The sequence below is a fragment of the Duganella levis genome (assembly GCF_009857605.1).
GTDB lineage: Bacteria > Pseudomonadota > Gammaproteobacteria > Burkholderiales > Burkholderiaceae_D > Rugamonas > Rugamonas levis.
The window spans coordinates 1-15,653 of record NZ_WWCT01000025.1; the positions used below are offsets into that span (position 1 = coordinate 1).

Here is a 15,653-nt window from a genome sequence, read left to right on the forward strand (position 1 = left end):
GGCGGTCGAAGCGGCCGTCGGCGGCCAGGTGGTCGAGGCCGCTGCCGGTGGCGATCCACAGCCCGCCCTGGCCGTCGTCGGCCATGGCCGCCACGCGCGGATCGCGCAGGCCGCTGGGACTGGCGCGGTAGCGGATGAACTTGTCGTGGTCGGGATCGTAGCGCACCAGGCCGCCGGAATTCATGCCGGCCCACAGCCGGCCCTGGGTGTCGACGTGCAGGCTCATGATGAAGCTGTCGGGCAGCGCATCCTCGCGCGCGTCGGCCACGTATTTGACGTGGCGGTTGCCGTCCCAGCGCGTCAGGCCGGCCTGGGTGCCGATCCACAGAAAGCCCTGGCGATCCTGGGCGAAACACAGCCCGCTGCTGAGGTCGGCATGGACGGTGTGCTTGAAGGCGGTGTGACTGAGGCCGGTCCAGCGTTCGTCGTGGCCAGCGTGGGCCGGCGCCAGCAGGCTTAGCATCAGACACAGCGCGGCGGTGGCGCGCGACAGGCAGGCGGGGGACGGGTGGACGTTGCTTTGTGGCATGAACATACTATACCTGAGCACCAGCGTCGCGCCTGTCGGATTTTTGCCACTTTCTGCCGGAGATGGTTATAATCGTCGCGCCACCGCATTGGTGGCAAACGCTAGGGGTCCTGCGTCGTTTACACGGCGCGGGTGAGAAATACCCTCCGAACCTGATCTGGATAATGCCAGCGAAGGGAAGCTTAGGATGCCGTGCCGCCACCAGTCGCAGTCTCAGTCTGTTTGTGCGCGCGCCGTCGTCCAACCTCCTTTGCTGGCTCCTGTAGCCCAACAAAGGAGCCAAATGAACGCCAACCTGAAATTCGTGTCCGCCACCGCCACGGTGGACGAGGCAGCGATACAGCCACTTCCCAATTCCCGCAAAATCTATGTGCAAGGCAGCCGCGCCGATCTCCGCGTGCCGATGCGCGAGATCACGCAGGCCGACACGCCGGCCTCGTTCGGCTTCGAGGCCAATCCGCCGGTGACGGTCTACGACACCTCCGGCCCGTACACCGATCCTGTCGCGCAGATCGACATCCGCTCCGGCCTGGCCGAAACGCCGCGCCTGCCGTGGATACTGGAGCGTGACGATACCGAGGAGCTGGATGGTCCGACCTCGGTGTACGGCAAGGCGCGCCTGGCCGATCCGGCGCTGGAAGAACTGCGCTTCAACCTGCACCGCCAGCCGCGCCGCGCGCGCGAAGGTAAAAACGTCACGCAGATGCACTACGCGCGCCAGGGCATCATCACGCCGGAGATGGAGTTTGTCGCCATCCGCGAAAATCTGCGCCGCAAGGAGTACATCGAGAGCCTGAAAACCTCCGGCCCGATGGGCCAGCGGCTGGCGGAGCTGATGGGCCGCCAGCATCCAGGCCAGAACTATGGCGCCAGCATCCCTGATGAGATCACGGCGGAATTCGTGCGCTCGGAAATCGCCCGTGGCCGCGCCATCATCCCAGCCAATATCAACCACCCGGAAGTGGAGCCGATGATCATCGGCCGCAATTTCCTGGTCAAGATCAATGCCAACATCGGCAATTCGGCGGTGACGTCGTCGATCGGCGAAGAAGTCGAGAAGATGACCTGGTCGATCCGCTGGGGCGGCGATACGGTGATGGATCTGTCGACCGGCAAGCATATCCACGAAACGCGCGAATGGATCATCCGTAATTCGCCCGTACCTATCGGCACGGTGCCGATTTACCAGGCGCTGGAAAAGGTCAATGGCAAGGCCGAAGACCTGACCTGGGAGATTTTCCGCGACACGCTGATCGAGCAGGCGGAGCAGGGTGTCGACTACTTCACCATCCACGCCGGCGTGCTGCTGCGCTATGTGCCGCTGACGGCCAAGCGCATGACGGGCATCGTCTCGCGCGGCGGTTCGATCATGGCCAAGTGGTGCCTGGCGCATCACAAGGAGTCGTTCCTGTACACGCACTTTGAAGACATCTGCGAAATCATGAAGGCGTATGACGTGTCGTTCTCGCTGGGCGACGGCCTGCGTCCCGGCTCGATCTACGACGCCAACGACGAGGCGCAGCTGGGCGAACTGAAAACGCTGGGCGAACTGACGCAGATCGCCTGGAAGCACGACGTGCAGGTGATGATCGAAGGTCCGGGCCACGTGCCGATGCAGCTGATCAAAGAGAATATGGATCTGCAGCTGGAGCAGTGCCACGAGGCTCCGTTCTACACCCTGGGACCGCTGACCACCGATATCGCGCCGGGCTATGACCACATCACGTCCGGCATCGGCGCCGCGCAAATCGGCTGGTACGGCACGGCCATGCTGTGCTACGTGACGCCGAAAGAGCATCTGGGGCTGCCGGACAAGAACGACGTCAAGGACGGCATCATCACGTACAAGATCGCGGCGCATGCGGCGGACCTGGCCAAGGGGCATCCGGGCGCGCAGATACGCGACAACGCGCTGTCCAAGGCGCGCTTTGAATTCCGCTGGGAAGACCAGTTCAATCTGGGCCTGGACCCGGACAAGGCGCGCGAATTCCACGACGAGACCTTGCCCAAGGATTCCGCCAAGGTGGCGCATTTCTGTTCGATGTGCGGGCCGCATTTCTGTTCGATGAAGATCACGCAGGAGGTGCGGGCGTATGCGGAGAACGGCATGCAGGTCAAGGCGGTGGAGTTCATCAAGAGCGGCGCTGAGCTGTACACCAAGGCCTGAATCATGATCGAGATTGAATTGAACGGCGCGCCGCACCGCGTGCCGCCGCAGCAGACGCTGGATCAATTGATCGATGCGCTGGCCTTGAGCGGCCAGGCGCTGGCGCTGGCAGTCAACCGCAACGTGGTGCCGCGCCAGCAGTGGGCGGCGCGGGTACTGCAAGCGCAGGACAAAGTGGATATCGTGCGCGCCATCGGTGGCGGCTAAATGGAGATTGAGATGAGTGATGTGTTGACGATTGCCGGCAAGGCGTATCAATCGCGGCTGCTGGTGGGCAGCGGAAAGTACAAGGATTTGCAGCAGACCCGCGAGGCGACGGACGCCGCCGAGGCGGAAATTATTACGGTGGCGATTCGCCGTGTGAACATCGGCCAGGACCCGAAGGCGCCGTCGTTGCTGGATGTGCTGCCGCCGTCGCAGTACACCATCCTGCCGAATACGGCCGGCTGCTACAACGCCAAGGACGCGATCTATACGCTGCAAATGGCGCGTGAGCTGCTGAACGGGCATAAGCTGGTGAAGCTGGAGGTATTGGGCGATGAGAAGACCTTGTTCCCCAATATGCCGGAGACGCTGGTGGCGGCCGAGGTGCTGGTCAAAGACGGCTTCGATGTGATGGTGTATTGCAGCGACGATCCGATTCAGGCGCGCATGCTGGAGGATATCGGTTGCGTGGCGGTGATGCCGCTGGCGTCGCTGATCGGCTCCGGCATGGGCATTCTGAATCCGTGGAACCTGTCGCTGATTATCGAGCAGGCCAGGGTGCCGGTGCTGGTGGATGCCGGCGTCGGCACGGCGTCGGATGCGGCGATTGCGATGGAGCTGGGTTGCGACGGGGTGCTGATGAACACCGCCATCGCCGGCGCGCAAGACCCGGTGCGCATGGCGCGCGCCATGAAGCTTGGCGTGCAGGCGGGCCGGGAGGCTTATCTGGCGGGCCGGATTGCGCGCAAGTTTGCGGCGTCGCCGTCGTCGCCGATGGCGGACCGGCTGGCATGAATGGCATGAGTGGGGGCGATGCGCGCCCCTGTGTGCTGGTGTTCGCCGGGCTCGATCCGTCCGGCGGCGCCGGGCTGACGGCGGACGCGCAGGCGATTGCCGGGCAGGGCGCGCATGCGCTCACTGTCTGCACGGCGCTCACGGTGCAGGACAACGACCGTGTGTATGGCGTGCAGCCGGTGGCCGCGGAGCTGGTGCTGCGGCAGGCGCAGGCCCTGGCCGGCAAGATGGCGATCAGCGCGGTCAAGATCGGCATCACAGGCAGCGCCGCCAACGCGCAGGCGATTGCGGAGTTCATCGTGTGGCTGCGCGCGCGCGGCGATGCGATGCCGCGTCCGGAACTGCCGGTGGTGCTGGACCCGGTGCTGGCCAGCGGTCATGGCGACCTGCTGTCGCGCGACGACGCGGTGCAGGCGTTGGCGCCACTGCTGCCGCTGACCACCGTGCTGACACCCAACAGCCCGGAAGCGGAAGCCCTCAGCGACGCCACCCAGCCCGGCGCACAAGCGCAAACCCTGCGCGCGCGCGGCTGTCGCCACATTTTGATCACCGGCGGCCACGGCGACGGCGACGACATCATCAACCGTTGGTACGGCCCCGGCGCGGCCGACGCTTCGAGCCAGGCGGCCGGCGGCGCCACTGGCGGGCCGAATGTGCTGACGACCGGCCACGCCGGCGCGCAGCATCGCACATGGCGCTGGCCCCGCATTGACGGCGCCTTTCACGGCAGCGGTTGTACGTTGGCGTCGGCCATCGCCGGGCAACTGGCGCTGGGCCTGCCCACCGCCGTGGCGCTGGAACACGCCCAACACTATGTCTACCACGCGCTGCGCGAGGCCTATTCCATCGCCCCCGGCCAGCGCATTCCCTTACGCTAATCAGGAAATCACACCATGCAAGGACTCTATCTCGTCACCCCCAACTGGGACGACACCGACCGCCTGCTGCAACTGACCGAACAGGCGCTGCAAGCCGCCCCCATCGCGCTGCTGCAATACCGCCACAAGGAAGCCGGCCCGGCCCAGCGCGCCGAACAGGCCGCCGCGCTGCTGGCGCTGTGCCGCCGCCACAACGTCCCCTTCATCGTCAACGACTTCGTCGAGCTGTGTGAGCAACTGGACGCCGATGGTGTCCACCTCGGCGGCACCGATGCCGAAGTTGCCGCTATCCGCACCCGTCTGGGCCGGCAAAAAATCATCGGCGCCTCCTGCTATGGCGACATGCCGCGCGCGTTGCACGCGCAAGACGCCGGCGCCAGTTACGTCGCCTTCGGCGGTTTTTACCCGTCCCGCGTCAAGCAATACGCCGTCACCACCCAGCCGGCCATCCTCGACCAGGCCCGCGAACTGATCCGCGTGCCGACCGTGGTCATCGGCGGCATGACCCCGCAAAACGCCGCCCCGCTGGTGGCCCGGGGCGCCAATATGGTGGCCGCCATCAGCAGCGTCTATCAAGCTGAAAGTGTGGCGCAGGCTGTTGCCCAGTTTCATACGCTTTTTGCCCAGCAATAAAAGGCTTGGAGTGCGGACGGTTTTCCGCTTTATAATGGAATCGTCACAATTGCCTGAGGTAGCCGCCCCTATGCCTTTAACTTCCGCCAATCCTAAGCGTCTGATCCTCATTGTCGACGACGATCCTCTGCTGCTCGACTTCCTTGGCGAAGTCCTGGGCCACGCCGGTTACGATGTCGCCAAAGCCTCTTCTGCGGAACAAGCCCTGCAAGCCATCGCCCAGCGTGAGCCCGACCTGGCCCTGCTGGACATCCACATGCCCGGTATGAATGGCCTGGAACTGGCCAAACAGCTGCACGCCACCAGTTCGGTGCCGTTCATGTTCCTGTCCGGCCGCGGCGATGCCGACGCCGGCAAGCAGGCCGCCTCGTATGGCGCGGTCGGCTTCCTGGTCAAGCCGGTCGATGAAAAGCAGCTGATGCCGGCGTTTGCCGCCGGTCTGGCGCGCGCCGACGAGATCCGTCAGCTGCGCCGTACCGAGCTGAACCTGAATGCCGCGCTGGCCGCCGGCCGCGAAACCAGCCTGGCCGTGGGCCTGCTGATGTGCAAATTCCAGACCGACCGCAACACCGCCTTCGAGGTGCTGCGCGACCACGCCCGCTCCAACCGGCGCAAGGTCAACGAGGTGGCGGACCAGTTGCTGGCGGCTGAAGAGACCCTCAACAGCTTGCATGCTGCATTCAACAGCCGTCTCAAAAAGTAGACGCTCAGGGTAATTTTTCTTGCCCTGCGGTATTTTTGTTATACACTATGGTCTGAGCGGCGGATAACCCATCCGCCTGCCTCAGCAGCGACCGGGCCCAATGCCGCCTGTCGCCTCAATGGCTGCCTGTACCCTGCGCCACCCCCGATTCTTTCGGCCCAACTCCGCCGAGCTTGCACTGAGCTTATCAAGCGGAGACAGCCATGACCAACGATCACCCTACGAGTACCTATCGTCCGTTCACCGAAGAGACGGGCGGCGCCATCGGTTTTTCCATTTTTGCCGCCGCACCCCGCGTGCTGCATGTCGACAGCGACCACGACGCCGCGCTGGTGCTGACCGCGCTGCTGGTGCCGGAAACCCAGGTCACCCACGTGCCGACCCTGGCCGCCGCCCTGTCGCTGCTGCACAGCGAAAAGTTCGCGCTGGTGGTGCTGGACCCGGACCTGCCGGACGGCGACGGCGTCGACCTGCTGGCCGAAGTGCGCATCCACCAGCCCGAGACCCGCGTGCTGATGTATTCGGCGCGCCATCCGGAACACCACAACGCCGGCAGCGCCTTCCTGCCCAAGCCGTGGACCTCGCCGCGCCAGCTGTGGCGCACCGTGTCCGACCTGCTCGGCATCGGCCCTGCGATGCCGGTTGAACCCCAATAATCGCGTTATTGATAATAAATACAGGATGACGTCGTCCTGACCTTGTTGCGTGACTGGCTGAGATGATAGTCTGCCGGTTCACTCAATCAGGATACCCAGATGACGTCACCTATCAAACTCGCCATCGTCGGCGTCGGCAAGATCGTTTACGACCAGCACTTGCCAGCCATCACCGGACAAGCTGCCGACTACGCGCTGGTCGCGACGGCCAGCCGCAACAACACCATCGACAACGTACCAAGCTTCCCGACCATCGAAGCCATGCTGGCGGCCGATCCATCGATCGAAGCCGTGTCGCTGTGCATGCCGCCGCAATACCGCTACGCCGCCGCTCGCAAGGCGCTGGCCGCCGGCAAGCACGTATTCCTGGAAAAACCGCCGGGCGCCACGCTGTCGGAAGTGGCCGACCTGGAAGCTTTCGCCGCCGCGCAGGGCGTCAGCCTGTTCGCCAGCTGGCACTCGCGCTATGCGCCGGGCGTGCAGCCGGCCAAGGCCTATCTGGCCGGGGAAAAACCAACCGCCATGCACGTGATCTGGAAAGAAGATGTGCGCCAATGGCACCCGAACCAGGACTGGATCTGGCAAGCGGGCGGCCTGGGCGTGTTCGATCCCGGCATCAACGCGCTGTCGATCGTCACCGAAATCCTGCCGTCGGCCGTGTTCCTGACCAAGGCTGCGCTGGAATTCCCGGAAAACCGCGACGCGCCAATCGGCGCCGACCTGCACTTCCAGGATGCCGATGGCGTCAAAGTCCACGCCGAATTCGACTGGCGCCAGACCGGCAAGCAAAGCTGGGACATCATCGTCACCACGGCAAAAGGCGAAGTGCGCCTGGCCGACGGCGGTTCGCGCCTGTGGATCAACGGCGACGAGCAGACGCTGGCGAAGGAAGCCGAATACCCGTCGCTGTACCAGCGCTTCGCTGAAATCATCCGCGCCGGCAAGTCCGACGTGGACGTGGCGCCGCTGCGTCATGTGGCCGACGCTTTCATGCTGGGCCAACGCAAAGTGGTGGACGCTTTCCACGACTGATTTGTTATCATGATGTTCCAACGCGAAAGGAACATCATGAAAACCAAAGCAGCCGTTGCCTGGCAAGCGGGCAAGCCCCTGACGATTGAAGAAGTCGAACTGGGCGGCCCGCGCGAAGGCGAAGTGCTGGTGGAAATCAAGGCCACCGGCATCTGCCACACCGATTACTACACCCTGTCCGGCGCCGATCCGGAAGGGATCTTTCCCGCCATCCTGGGCCATGAAGGCGCCGGCATCGTGGTGGACGTCGGTCCGGGCGTCAAATCGCTGAAAAAAGATGACCACGTCATTCCGCTGTACACGCCGGAATGCCGCCAGTGCAAATTCTGCCTGTCGCAAAAGACCAACCTGTGCCAGTCGATCCGCTCGACCCAGGGCCGCGGTCTGATGCCGGACGCCACCAGCCGCTTCTCCATCGACGGCAAGCCGATCTATCACTACATGGGCACGTCGACTTTCTCCAACTACATCGTGGTGCCGGAAATCGCGCTGGCCAAGATCCGCGAAGACGCGCCATTCGATAAAGTTTGCTACATCGGTTGTGGCGTCACCACCGGCGTGGGCGCCGTGCTGTTCACCGCCAAGGTGGAAGCGGGCGCGAACGTGGTGGTGTTCGGTCTGGGCGGCATCGGTCTGAACGTGATCCAGGCGGCCAAGATGGTCGGTGCGGACAAGATCATCGGCGTCGATATCAATCCGGCCCGCCAGGAAATGGCGCGCAAGTTCGGCATGACCCACTTTATCAACCCGAATGAAGTGGAAAACGTGGTCGACCACATCATCCAGCTGACCGACGGCGGCGCCGACTACAGCTTCGAGTGCGTCGGCAATACCACGCTGATGCGCCAGGCGCTGGAGTGCTGCCACAAAGGTTGGGGCAAGTCGATCATCATCGGCGTGGCGGCAGCCGGCCAGGAAATTTCCACCCGTCCGTTCCAGCTGGTGACCGGCCGCGAGTGGAAGGGTTCGGCCTTCGGTGGCGCCCGTGGCCGCACCGACGTGCCGAAGATCGTCGACTGGTATATGGAAGGCAAACTCAACATCGACGACCTGATCACCCATCGTCTGAAGCTGGAAGACATCAACCAAGGCTTCGACCTAATGAAGAGCGGCGAGTCGATCCGCTCGGTGGTGCTGTACTAAAAGCTGTGCCCGGATGGATGTAGAAAAAAAGTTCTAGACTTCGCAATCTAGATAATTTATTCTACATCCATCGACTCGGAGGGCGGCATGGATCTCAATCTCAATTTCTCGGCGGGCAGCGGCGATGAATAGCCTGCTGCCAGCTATCGTGTCCGCCTTTGGCTGGGCACTGCTGCATTTTATCTGGCAGGGGCTGCTGATCGGCTGGGCCGTCACGCTGGCCATGCACCTGCTGCGCAAGGCGCGTCCGCAGACGCGTTACGCTGTGGCCTGCGGCGGCATGCTGTTGTGCGCCGTGCTGCCGCTGTCGAGCATCATTCTCCAACTGAGCGACCTGCAGGCCAGCGGCGGTTTTGGCGCGGCGCAAACCGTGGCCGTGTCCGGCGCGACCGACAGCGCGGGCGCCCTGATCAGCGATAGCGCGCTGGACAGCCTGAAGGAGCTGCTGCGCAGGCAGTTGCCATGGGTCGTCGGTTTGTGGCTGGCTGGGGCGGCTTTGATGGCGCTGCGTCTTGCCATCGGCCTCAAATGGGTGGCTGATCGTACCCGGCCGGATGAATACACCACTAATCCTTACTGGCAGCGCCGCTTGTCCGAGCTGGCGCGCCGTTTCGACATCGATTTTCACGTACGACTGGGCGTGGCCGACAAGCTGGACAGTCCGATCACGGCCGGCTGCTGGAAACCGATCGTGCTGGTGCCCACCGCGCTGATCACCGGCATGCCGGCCGATCTGCTGGAAGCGCTGCTGGCGCACGAGCTGGCGCACATCAAGCGCCACGATTACCTGGTCAACCTCATACAAAGCACGATTGAAATCGGGCTGTTCTATCACCCTAGTGTTTGGGCACTATCGCGCAGGATACGGATCGAGCGGGAACAAATCGCCGACGACCTGGCCGTGGGTATGCTCGGCCAGCCGCAAAGGCTGGCGCAAGCCCTGTCGCAACTGGATCGCTTTCAGTTCGACACAACACAACTAGCCCACGCGGCTCACGGAGGAAATCTCATGTCTCGTATCAAACGCCTGCTGCGTCCCGATGTTGAACCGGTCAGCTGGAAAATTGCCATGCCGCTGGCAGGCCTGCTGGCGGCCGGCGCCATGTTCTATGCCCACGCCGCACCACCGCCGCCACTTCCGCCTGCGCCACCAACTGCGCCGCTGGAAGCCGAATTGCCGGCCGCGCCCGCCATGCCGGCCATTGCGGATGCGCCGGACGTGCCTGATGCACCTGACGCACCTGAGCTGGTGGCGCAAGTCGCTCCGGTTGCTCCGGTAGCACCAGTGGCGGCAGTCGAGCCGGTAACGGAAGAGATCGCGCCTGCTGCTCCGGCCGCTCCAGCAGCTCCCGCCGCCCCTGCAGCTCCAGCAGCTCCAGCAGCCCCCGCCGCCCCCGCGGCTCCAGCAGCTCCCGCATCGCCCGTGCTGGGCGCGATTTCCGCCAAGGTCAGTCTGGCAGGTGACGCTGGTGTGTTGCGCATCAAGAGCGACCAGCTGAGTTCACGCTTTCCGAAAGGTGAGCGCGGTGCCTACGCGATCGTGCGTGGCGATAGCGACAGCATGACTGTTTCGGCCAGTACCGCCGAAATCCGCAGAGTGGCACAGTTGCGAGCCACCATGAAAGGCGATTTCCTCTGGTTCCGTGATGGCGACAAAACTTACGTAATCAAAGATCCCACCCTGCTGGCGCGTCTGGACGAAGCGTGGACGCCGGTCAACCGCATCGGCAGCCAGATGGACGAGCAGGGTAAGAAACTCGATGCACAAGGCAAGGTTCTTGAGGCCGCTGCCTCCCAGATCGGCAAAGAGGCCGGTGAATTCAGCCGGCAATCCCTTCAGGAGTCCGAGGTGCACCGCCGCGCGATCGAGCAGCTTGCCAAGGCGCAAGAGGCTTTGTCGCGCCGCATGGCGGAAGCCGCCACCCAAGAACTGGGCGCCGGCAGCAATCCTGAAAAAATCCGCGCCTTCCACGAAAAACAAGCGAGCCTGCAGCGTGAAATGGAACCGCTGCGCAAGCAGATGGCTGAAAAGCAGCGTGAACTGTCGGCCAATATGGAGAAATTGCGTGAGCAGAATCGCCCGCTGGATGCCTTAAACAAGCGTATTGCCGAAGCCGCGCGTCCAATGGGGGAGATGAGCGCCCAAATGGCCAAGCTCAACCTCCAACATGCTGACGCCGTGCGCGACGCGGAACGCGCCATGCAAGCGCTGATGCAAGAGAGTTTGAAGAACGGCAAAGCCGTTCCAGCACCATCTGCTTAAACTGCGAATTTTGCATCCCGGTATAATCACGGGATGCAAAATCTTCTCCACAACCTTAACGAGGAACAGCTCGCCGCTGTCACCTTGCCCGCGCAGAGCGCCCTGATCCTGGCGGGCGCCGGTTCCGGTAAAACCCGTGTCCTGACGACCCGTATCGCCTGGCTGGTCCAGACCGGTCAGGTGTCGCCCTCCGGCATCCTGGCCGTGACCTTTACCAATAAGGCCGCCAAGGAGATGCTGACCCGCCTGTCCGCCATGTTGCCGATTAATACGCGCGGCATGTGGATCGGCACTTTCCACGGCCTGTGCAACCGCTTGCTGCGCACCCACCACCGCGACGCTGCCTTGCCGCAGACCTTCCAGATCCTCGATTCGCAGGATCAACTGTCGGCCATCAAGCGCCTGTTGAAGGCCAATAACGTTGATGACGAGAAGTTTCCGCCGAAGGAGATCATGTACTTCATCAACGGCGCCAAGGACCAAGGTCTGCGCGCCGACAAGATCGATCCCTACAACGCCGACGAGCGCAAGAAGGTCGAGCTGTACCAGCTGTACGACGACCAGTGCCAGCGCGAAGGCGTGGTCGATTTCGCCGAACTGTTGCTGCGCACCTACGAACTGCTGGTGCGCAACCAGCCGTTGCGCGAGCATTATCAGCAGCGCTTCCAGCACATCCTGGTCGATGAGTTCCAGGATACCAATGATTTGCAGTACAAGTGGCTGAAGCTGCTGGCCGGTCACGGCACCCAGCGCGGCGGCGTGGTGTTTGCCGTCGGCGACGATGACCAGTCGATTTACGCCTTCCGCGGCGCCAACGTCGGCAATATGAGCGCCTTCGAGCGCGAATTCAACGTCAAGAATCTGATCAAGCTGGAGCAGAATTACCGCTCGCACGGCCACATTCTGGACGCCGCCAACATCTTGATCGCGAATAACAGCAAGCGCCTGGGCAAGAATCTGCGCACCGATGCCGGCCACGGCGAACAGGTGCGCGTTTACGAAGCCAACTCGGACCTGTCCGAAGCGTCGTGGATTATCGAAGAGACCAAGAACCTGATCCACGACGGTGCATCCCGCAGCGAGATCGCCGTGCTGTACCGCTCTAATGCGCAGTCGCGCGTGATCGAGCATGCGCTGTTCTCGGCCGGCATTCCGTACCACGTGTACGGCGGCCTGCGCTACTTCCAGCGCGCCGAGGTCAAGCACGCCATCGCGTATTTGCAGCTGATGGATAACCCGCACAATGATTCGGCCTTCCTGCGCGTGGTGAATTTCCCGACGCGCGGCATCGGCGCCCGCTCGCTGGAGACGTTGCAGGCCGCTGCCGAGCAGTACCGCATCTCGCTGTACGCCGCCGTGCCTTACGTCACAGGCAAGGCGGGTACGTCGCTGTCGGGCTTCGTCAAGCTGATCGAGGGCGTGCGCTTTGAAACGCAGCAGATGGCCTTGCCGGAACTGGTGCGCATCGTGCTGGAGCAATCGACGCTGCTGACTCACTACGCCACGGAAAAAGAAGGCGCCGACCGCATCGAAAACTTGGAGCAGATGGTCAGCGCCGCCACCCAGTTCCTGTCGGAAGAGGGCTACGGCCAGGGTTCGCCTGCGCATCTGGGCGCGCAGTCGCAGGCGCAGTCGGGCGACGCCATCATCAACCAGGATGGCATCGAGATCCTGGATGCCGATGCGCCGCTGTCGACCGTGATGTCGCCACTGTCGGCCTTCCTGTCGCACGCCTCGCTGGAGGCTGGCGACAACCAGGCCGCCGCTAGCCAGGAAGCAGTGCAGATGATGACGGTGCACTCGGCCAAGGGGCTGGAGTTCAACAACGTCTTCATCACCGGCCTGGAAGAGGGCTTGTTCCCGCACGAGAGCAGTTCGCGCGAGCACGACGGTGTGGAAGAAGAGCGCCGCCTGATGTACGTGGCGATCACGCGCGCGCGCGAACGTCTGTACCTGAGCTTCGCGCAGACCCGCATGCTGCACGGCCAGACCCGCTACAACATGAAGTCACGTTTCTTTGAAGAGTTGCCGGAAGAGTCGCTGAAATGGCTGACGCCGAAGGTGCAGCCGGGCTGGTTCGCGGCCAAGAAATCGGCCTGGGACGAGGCGCCGCTGGTGGGTTCGGACAAGGCGCTGGCGCAGCAGATTTCCAGCAAGGCGCTGGCGGCCAGTACCGGCTGGCGACTGGGCCAATCGGTCGCCCACGCCAAGTTCGGCGAGGGCGTGATTGTGAATATCGAGGGCAGCGGCAACAATGCCCGCGCTCAGATCAACTTCGGCAGCGCGGGCATGAAAGTGCTGGATCTGAGCATTGCCAAACTAGAGAAAATCTAAAACGGCTTGTTCAGGTTGACCGCTTCCGGCAGCGCCGGAGGCGTGCCGAACATCTGCTTGTAGGCTGCGTACAGCATGCAGTGCACCAGCACCAGCGAGATCAGGAACAGCGTGAAGATGGCGGCGATGGTCAGGCTCGATACGCCCAGCACCAGCACCACCAGTTGCACGCCGACGAAGTACAGCAGGTGCAGCACGATCACAGCGGTAGCAAACGCCTTGACCGCGCGCAGCACGCTGACCACGCTGAAGAACAGCGCCTTGGTCAACGCCATCTTCTGCCAGAAAATCAACGGCGCCGTCATCGACATCAATATCCAGCCGATGATGTAGATGGCCGATCCCGCCAGCATGCCGCTGAACAAACCTTCCACATCGTCCGGCTTGATCGCGCCCTTGGCCTGGGCTTCGCGCAAGGCATTGATGGCGTCGCCGGACAGGCTGTAGATTGCTACCATTGCCAATACCATCAGCAGGCAGTTGATGCCGCCCAGCAGCAGCAGCTGCTTGCGCATCGGCGACTGCACGCCCGCCAGCAGCAGGTGCGGCATGGCGCGCCGGCCCTGGTCGACCTCGGCGCAGCCCTGCAGCAGGGCGATGCTGAACAGCGGCATCATCACGCACCAGACGATCTGCCCCAGCACCGGCAGCAGCAGGATGAAGAACGACGAAAACATGCAGATGAACAGCAGGGCCATCAGTCCGCCGGGCTGTTTGCGGAACAGTTGCAGGCCTTGCTTGACCCATTGCCAGCCTGCGCGTGCGGGAAGTTTTTCCATCAGAACAGTCCTGGCGCCGGGGTGGCGATGCGTTCGCGCAAGATGCGCTCGAAGTGGCCGGGATCGTGCGGCGTCAGCATTTCTGCTTCGCGCGGACGGTAGAAGTCATACAGGCGCGACAGCCAGAAGCGCAGCGCACCGGCCCGCAGCATCGGCTGCCAGGCGGTGTGCTCGGCGGCGGTGAACGGCCGCACCGCGTGGTAAGCGTCCAGCAGGGCGCGCACGCGTGCAGTGTCCAGCACACCGGTGTCGAGGTCGATGCACCAGTCGTTGACGGTGACGGCGACGTCAAACAGCCAGGTGTCGCAGCCGGCGAAGTAGAAGTCGAAGAAGCCGGTCAGGCGTTCGCCGTCAAACATCACGTTGTTGCGGAACAGGTCGGCGTGTACCGGGCCGGTTTGCAGCTGCTTGTAGATGTCGCAGGCGGCGAAGGCGTCCTGGAAATGCACTTCGGCCCGCAGCAGGTGTGCTTGCTCGTCGGGGATGAAGGGCAACACTTCCGGCGTGGTGGCGTGCCACCAGGCCAGACCGCGCAGGTTAGGCTGCTGCAAGGCGTAATCCTGGCCGGCCAGATGCATTTTGGCCAGCATGGCGCCGACGGCGGCGCAATGCACCGGCTGCGGGTCCATTTGCGAACGGCCTTCCAGCTTGCTGACGATGGAGGCCGGCTTGCCGTGCAGGGCGACGATCAGCTCGCCTTTGTCATTGGCCACCGGGGCCGGCGCCAGCACGCCGCGATCGGCCAGGTGGCGCATCAGGTTAAGGTAGAACGGCAGTTGTTCAAACGACAGGTTTTCGAAGATGGTGAGTACGTACTCACCGCGCTCCGTCGTCAGGAAAAAATTGCTGTTTTCGATGCCGGAACTGATGCCTTTGAGCTCAAGCGCTTTGCCGAGCGGAAATTGGGTGATCCACTGGGCGACATCGTCCAGCGATACCGGGGTAAAGACTGCCATGTGAAAAGTGTGTAATTCCGTGGTGGTTTATTTGGCCGGAGCAGGCTGTGGCGGTGGATTATTGTCCGACGCGGCGTCGTCTTCCGGTGCTTTCTTTTTCTTGCCGAGGTCGAATTCGAACAGCGTCCATTGCGCGCCGCGTGGGGCGCCGCTCATGGCGTCGCCCGGTACGGAGGTGCCGACCGGGTGGTTGGGACGCAGGGTATAGGTGCTGGGACCGCTTTTGACGGTGGCTTCGACCACATTGCCGCTGTTGTCGCGGCGTTCGGTAATCTTGTTTTCCGCCGGTTTGGCGCTGATGGTGACCGGATCATCCGTCACTTCTTCCAGTTTTTCCATTTTTGGCGGCGCCTGGCTCGGCGTCGACTGTGCCCACGCCGTGTGGGCGCTGAGCGTCAGCAGGAGGACAGGCCAGAGGAGGGAAGTGCGCTTCATGATGGGTCGCCTTTAGCAGAGAGATGGCCGCAGAATTTTTATGTATGATCCATTGTAACAAACAGACACCCATCGCTGTGCTTTCCCTTCGGGGGAGGCGGGGTAATTGCCAATTTTTAAACTTTGCTGCGCTGCCGGACGCCGGT

Annotated in this window: 15 protein-coding genes and 1 riboswitch; of the genes, 11 read left to right on the top strand and 4 right to left on the bottom strand. The window is 63.0% G+C overall.

The features are described from left to right. Nucleotides 1-535 (bottom strand): ligand-binding sensor domain-containing protein (locus GTP69_RS24740; RefSeq protein WP_308494463.1); only part of this gene is annotated, 535 nt, incomplete at its 3' end. Nucleotides 536-622: 87 nt separating this feature from the next. Continuing rightward, nucleotides 623-725: riboswitch (TPP riboswitch) on the top strand. Nucleotides 726-812: 87 nt separating this feature from the next. Here GTP69_RS24740 and thiC point away from each other — a divergent pair. The 11 genes from thiC (at nt 813) to GTP69_RS24795 (ending at nt 13,337) form a co-directional block, all read left to right on the top strand. After that, nucleotides 813-2,696: a phosphomethylpyrimidine synthase ThiC gene (gene thiC, locus GTP69_RS24745; RefSeq protein WP_161057376.1), complete on the top strand. Its 1,884-nt coding sequence runs from the start codon at nt 813-815 to the stop codon at nt 2,694-2,696. A 3-nt stretch (nt 2,697-2,699) separates the two neighbouring features. Beyond that, nucleotides 2,700-2,903, top strand: coding sequence for a sulfur carrier protein ThiS (gene thiS / locus GTP69_RS24750; protein WP_161048578.1), 204 nt, complete (start codon nt 2,700-2,702; stop codon nt 2,901-2,903). Nucleotides 2,904-2,915: 12 nt separating this feature from the next. Then, complete coding sequence (locus GTP69_RS24755) at nt 2,916-3,695, top strand: thiazole synthase (RefSeq protein ID WP_202424558.1); 780 nt, start codon at nt 2,916-2,918, stop codon at nt 3,693-3,695. Between the two features lie 5 nt (nt 3,696-3,700). Further along, nucleotides 3,701-4,573, top strand: coding sequence for a bifunctional hydroxymethylpyrimidine kinase/phosphomethylpyrimidine kinase (gene thiD / locus GTP69_RS24760; protein WP_161057378.1), 873 nt, complete (start codon nt 3,701-3,703; stop codon nt 4,571-4,573). 15 nt (nt 4,574-4,588) lie between these two features. Continuing rightward, nucleotides 4,589-5,206, top strand: a complete 618-nt coding sequence (thiE, locus tag GTP69_RS24765) for a thiamine phosphate synthase (RefSeq protein WP_161057379.1) — start codon at nt 4,589-4,591, stop codon at nt 5,204-5,206. Nucleotides 5,207-5,276: 70 nt separating this feature from the next. Next, nucleotides 5,277-5,909 (top strand): ANTAR domain-containing response regulator, encoded by a 633-nt coding sequence (locus GTP69_RS24770; RefSeq protein WP_110847373.1) that lies wholly within the window; start codon nt 5,277-5,279, stop codon nt 5,907-5,909. Nucleotides 5,910-6,112: 203 nt separating this feature from the next. After that, entirely contained in the window at nt 6,113-6,565 is a 453-nt protein-coding gene (locus tag GTP69_RS24775) for a response regulator (RefSeq protein WP_161057380.1), read from the top strand. Between the two features lie 99 nt (nt 6,566-6,664). Continuing rightward, on the top strand, nt 6,665-7,597 hold the full coding sequence (locus tag GTP69_RS24780; protein ID WP_161057381.1) for a Gfo/Idh/MocA family protein: 933 nt from the start codon (nt 6,665-6,667) through the stop codon (nt 7,595-7,597). Between the two features lie 36 nt (nt 7,598-7,633). After that, on the top strand, nt 7,634-8,740 hold the full coding sequence (locus tag GTP69_RS24785) for an S-(hydroxymethyl)glutathione dehydrogenase/class III alcohol dehydrogenase (RefSeq protein ID WP_154356645.1): 1,107 nt from the start codon (nt 7,634-7,636) through the stop codon (nt 8,738-8,740). Between the two features lie 124 nt (nt 8,741-8,864). Further along, the gene (locus tag GTP69_RS24790) at nt 8,865-11,003 is read left to right on the top strand and encodes a M56 family metallopeptidase (RefSeq protein ID WP_161057382.1); all 2,139 of its coding nucleotides are present in this window, start codon (nt 8,865-8,867) and stop codon (nt 11,001-11,003) included. A 33-nt stretch (nt 11,004-11,036) separates the two neighbouring features. Further along, complete coding sequence (locus tag GTP69_RS24795) at nt 11,037-13,337, top strand: UvrD-helicase domain-containing protein (RefSeq protein WP_161057383.1); 2,301 nt, start codon at nt 11,037-11,039, stop codon at nt 13,335-13,337. Here the strand turns inward: GTP69_RS24795 and GTP69_RS24800 are convergent. Genes GTP69_RS24800 through GTP69_RS24810 form a run of 3 tightly spaced genes read right to left on the bottom strand, consistent with a single transcriptional unit; the run spans nt 13,334 to nt 15,507 of the window. After that, the gene (locus tag GTP69_RS24800; protein ID WP_161057384.1) at nt 13,334-14,116 is read right to left on the bottom strand and encodes a BPSS1780 family membrane protein; all 783 of its coding nucleotides are present in this window, start codon (nt 14,114-14,116) and stop codon (nt 13,334-13,336) included. The two genes, GTP69_RS24795 and GTP69_RS24800, sit on opposite strands and share 4 nt — an antisense overlap. Further along, complete coding sequence (locus GTP69_RS24805) at nt 14,116-15,072, bottom strand: homoserine kinase (RefSeq protein WP_161057385.1); 957 nt, start codon at nt 15,070-15,072, stop codon at nt 14,116-14,118. Before GTP69_RS24805 ends, GTP69_RS24800 begins: the two co-directional genes overlap by 1 nt. A 27-nt stretch (nt 15,073-15,099) precedes the next feature. After that, nucleotides 15,100-15,507: a hypothetical protein gene (locus GTP69_RS24810; RefSeq protein ID WP_161057386.1), complete on the bottom strand. Its 408-nt coding sequence runs from the start codon at nt 15,505-15,507 to the stop codon at nt 15,100-15,102. Nucleotides 15,508-15,653 lie beyond the last annotated feature (146 nt).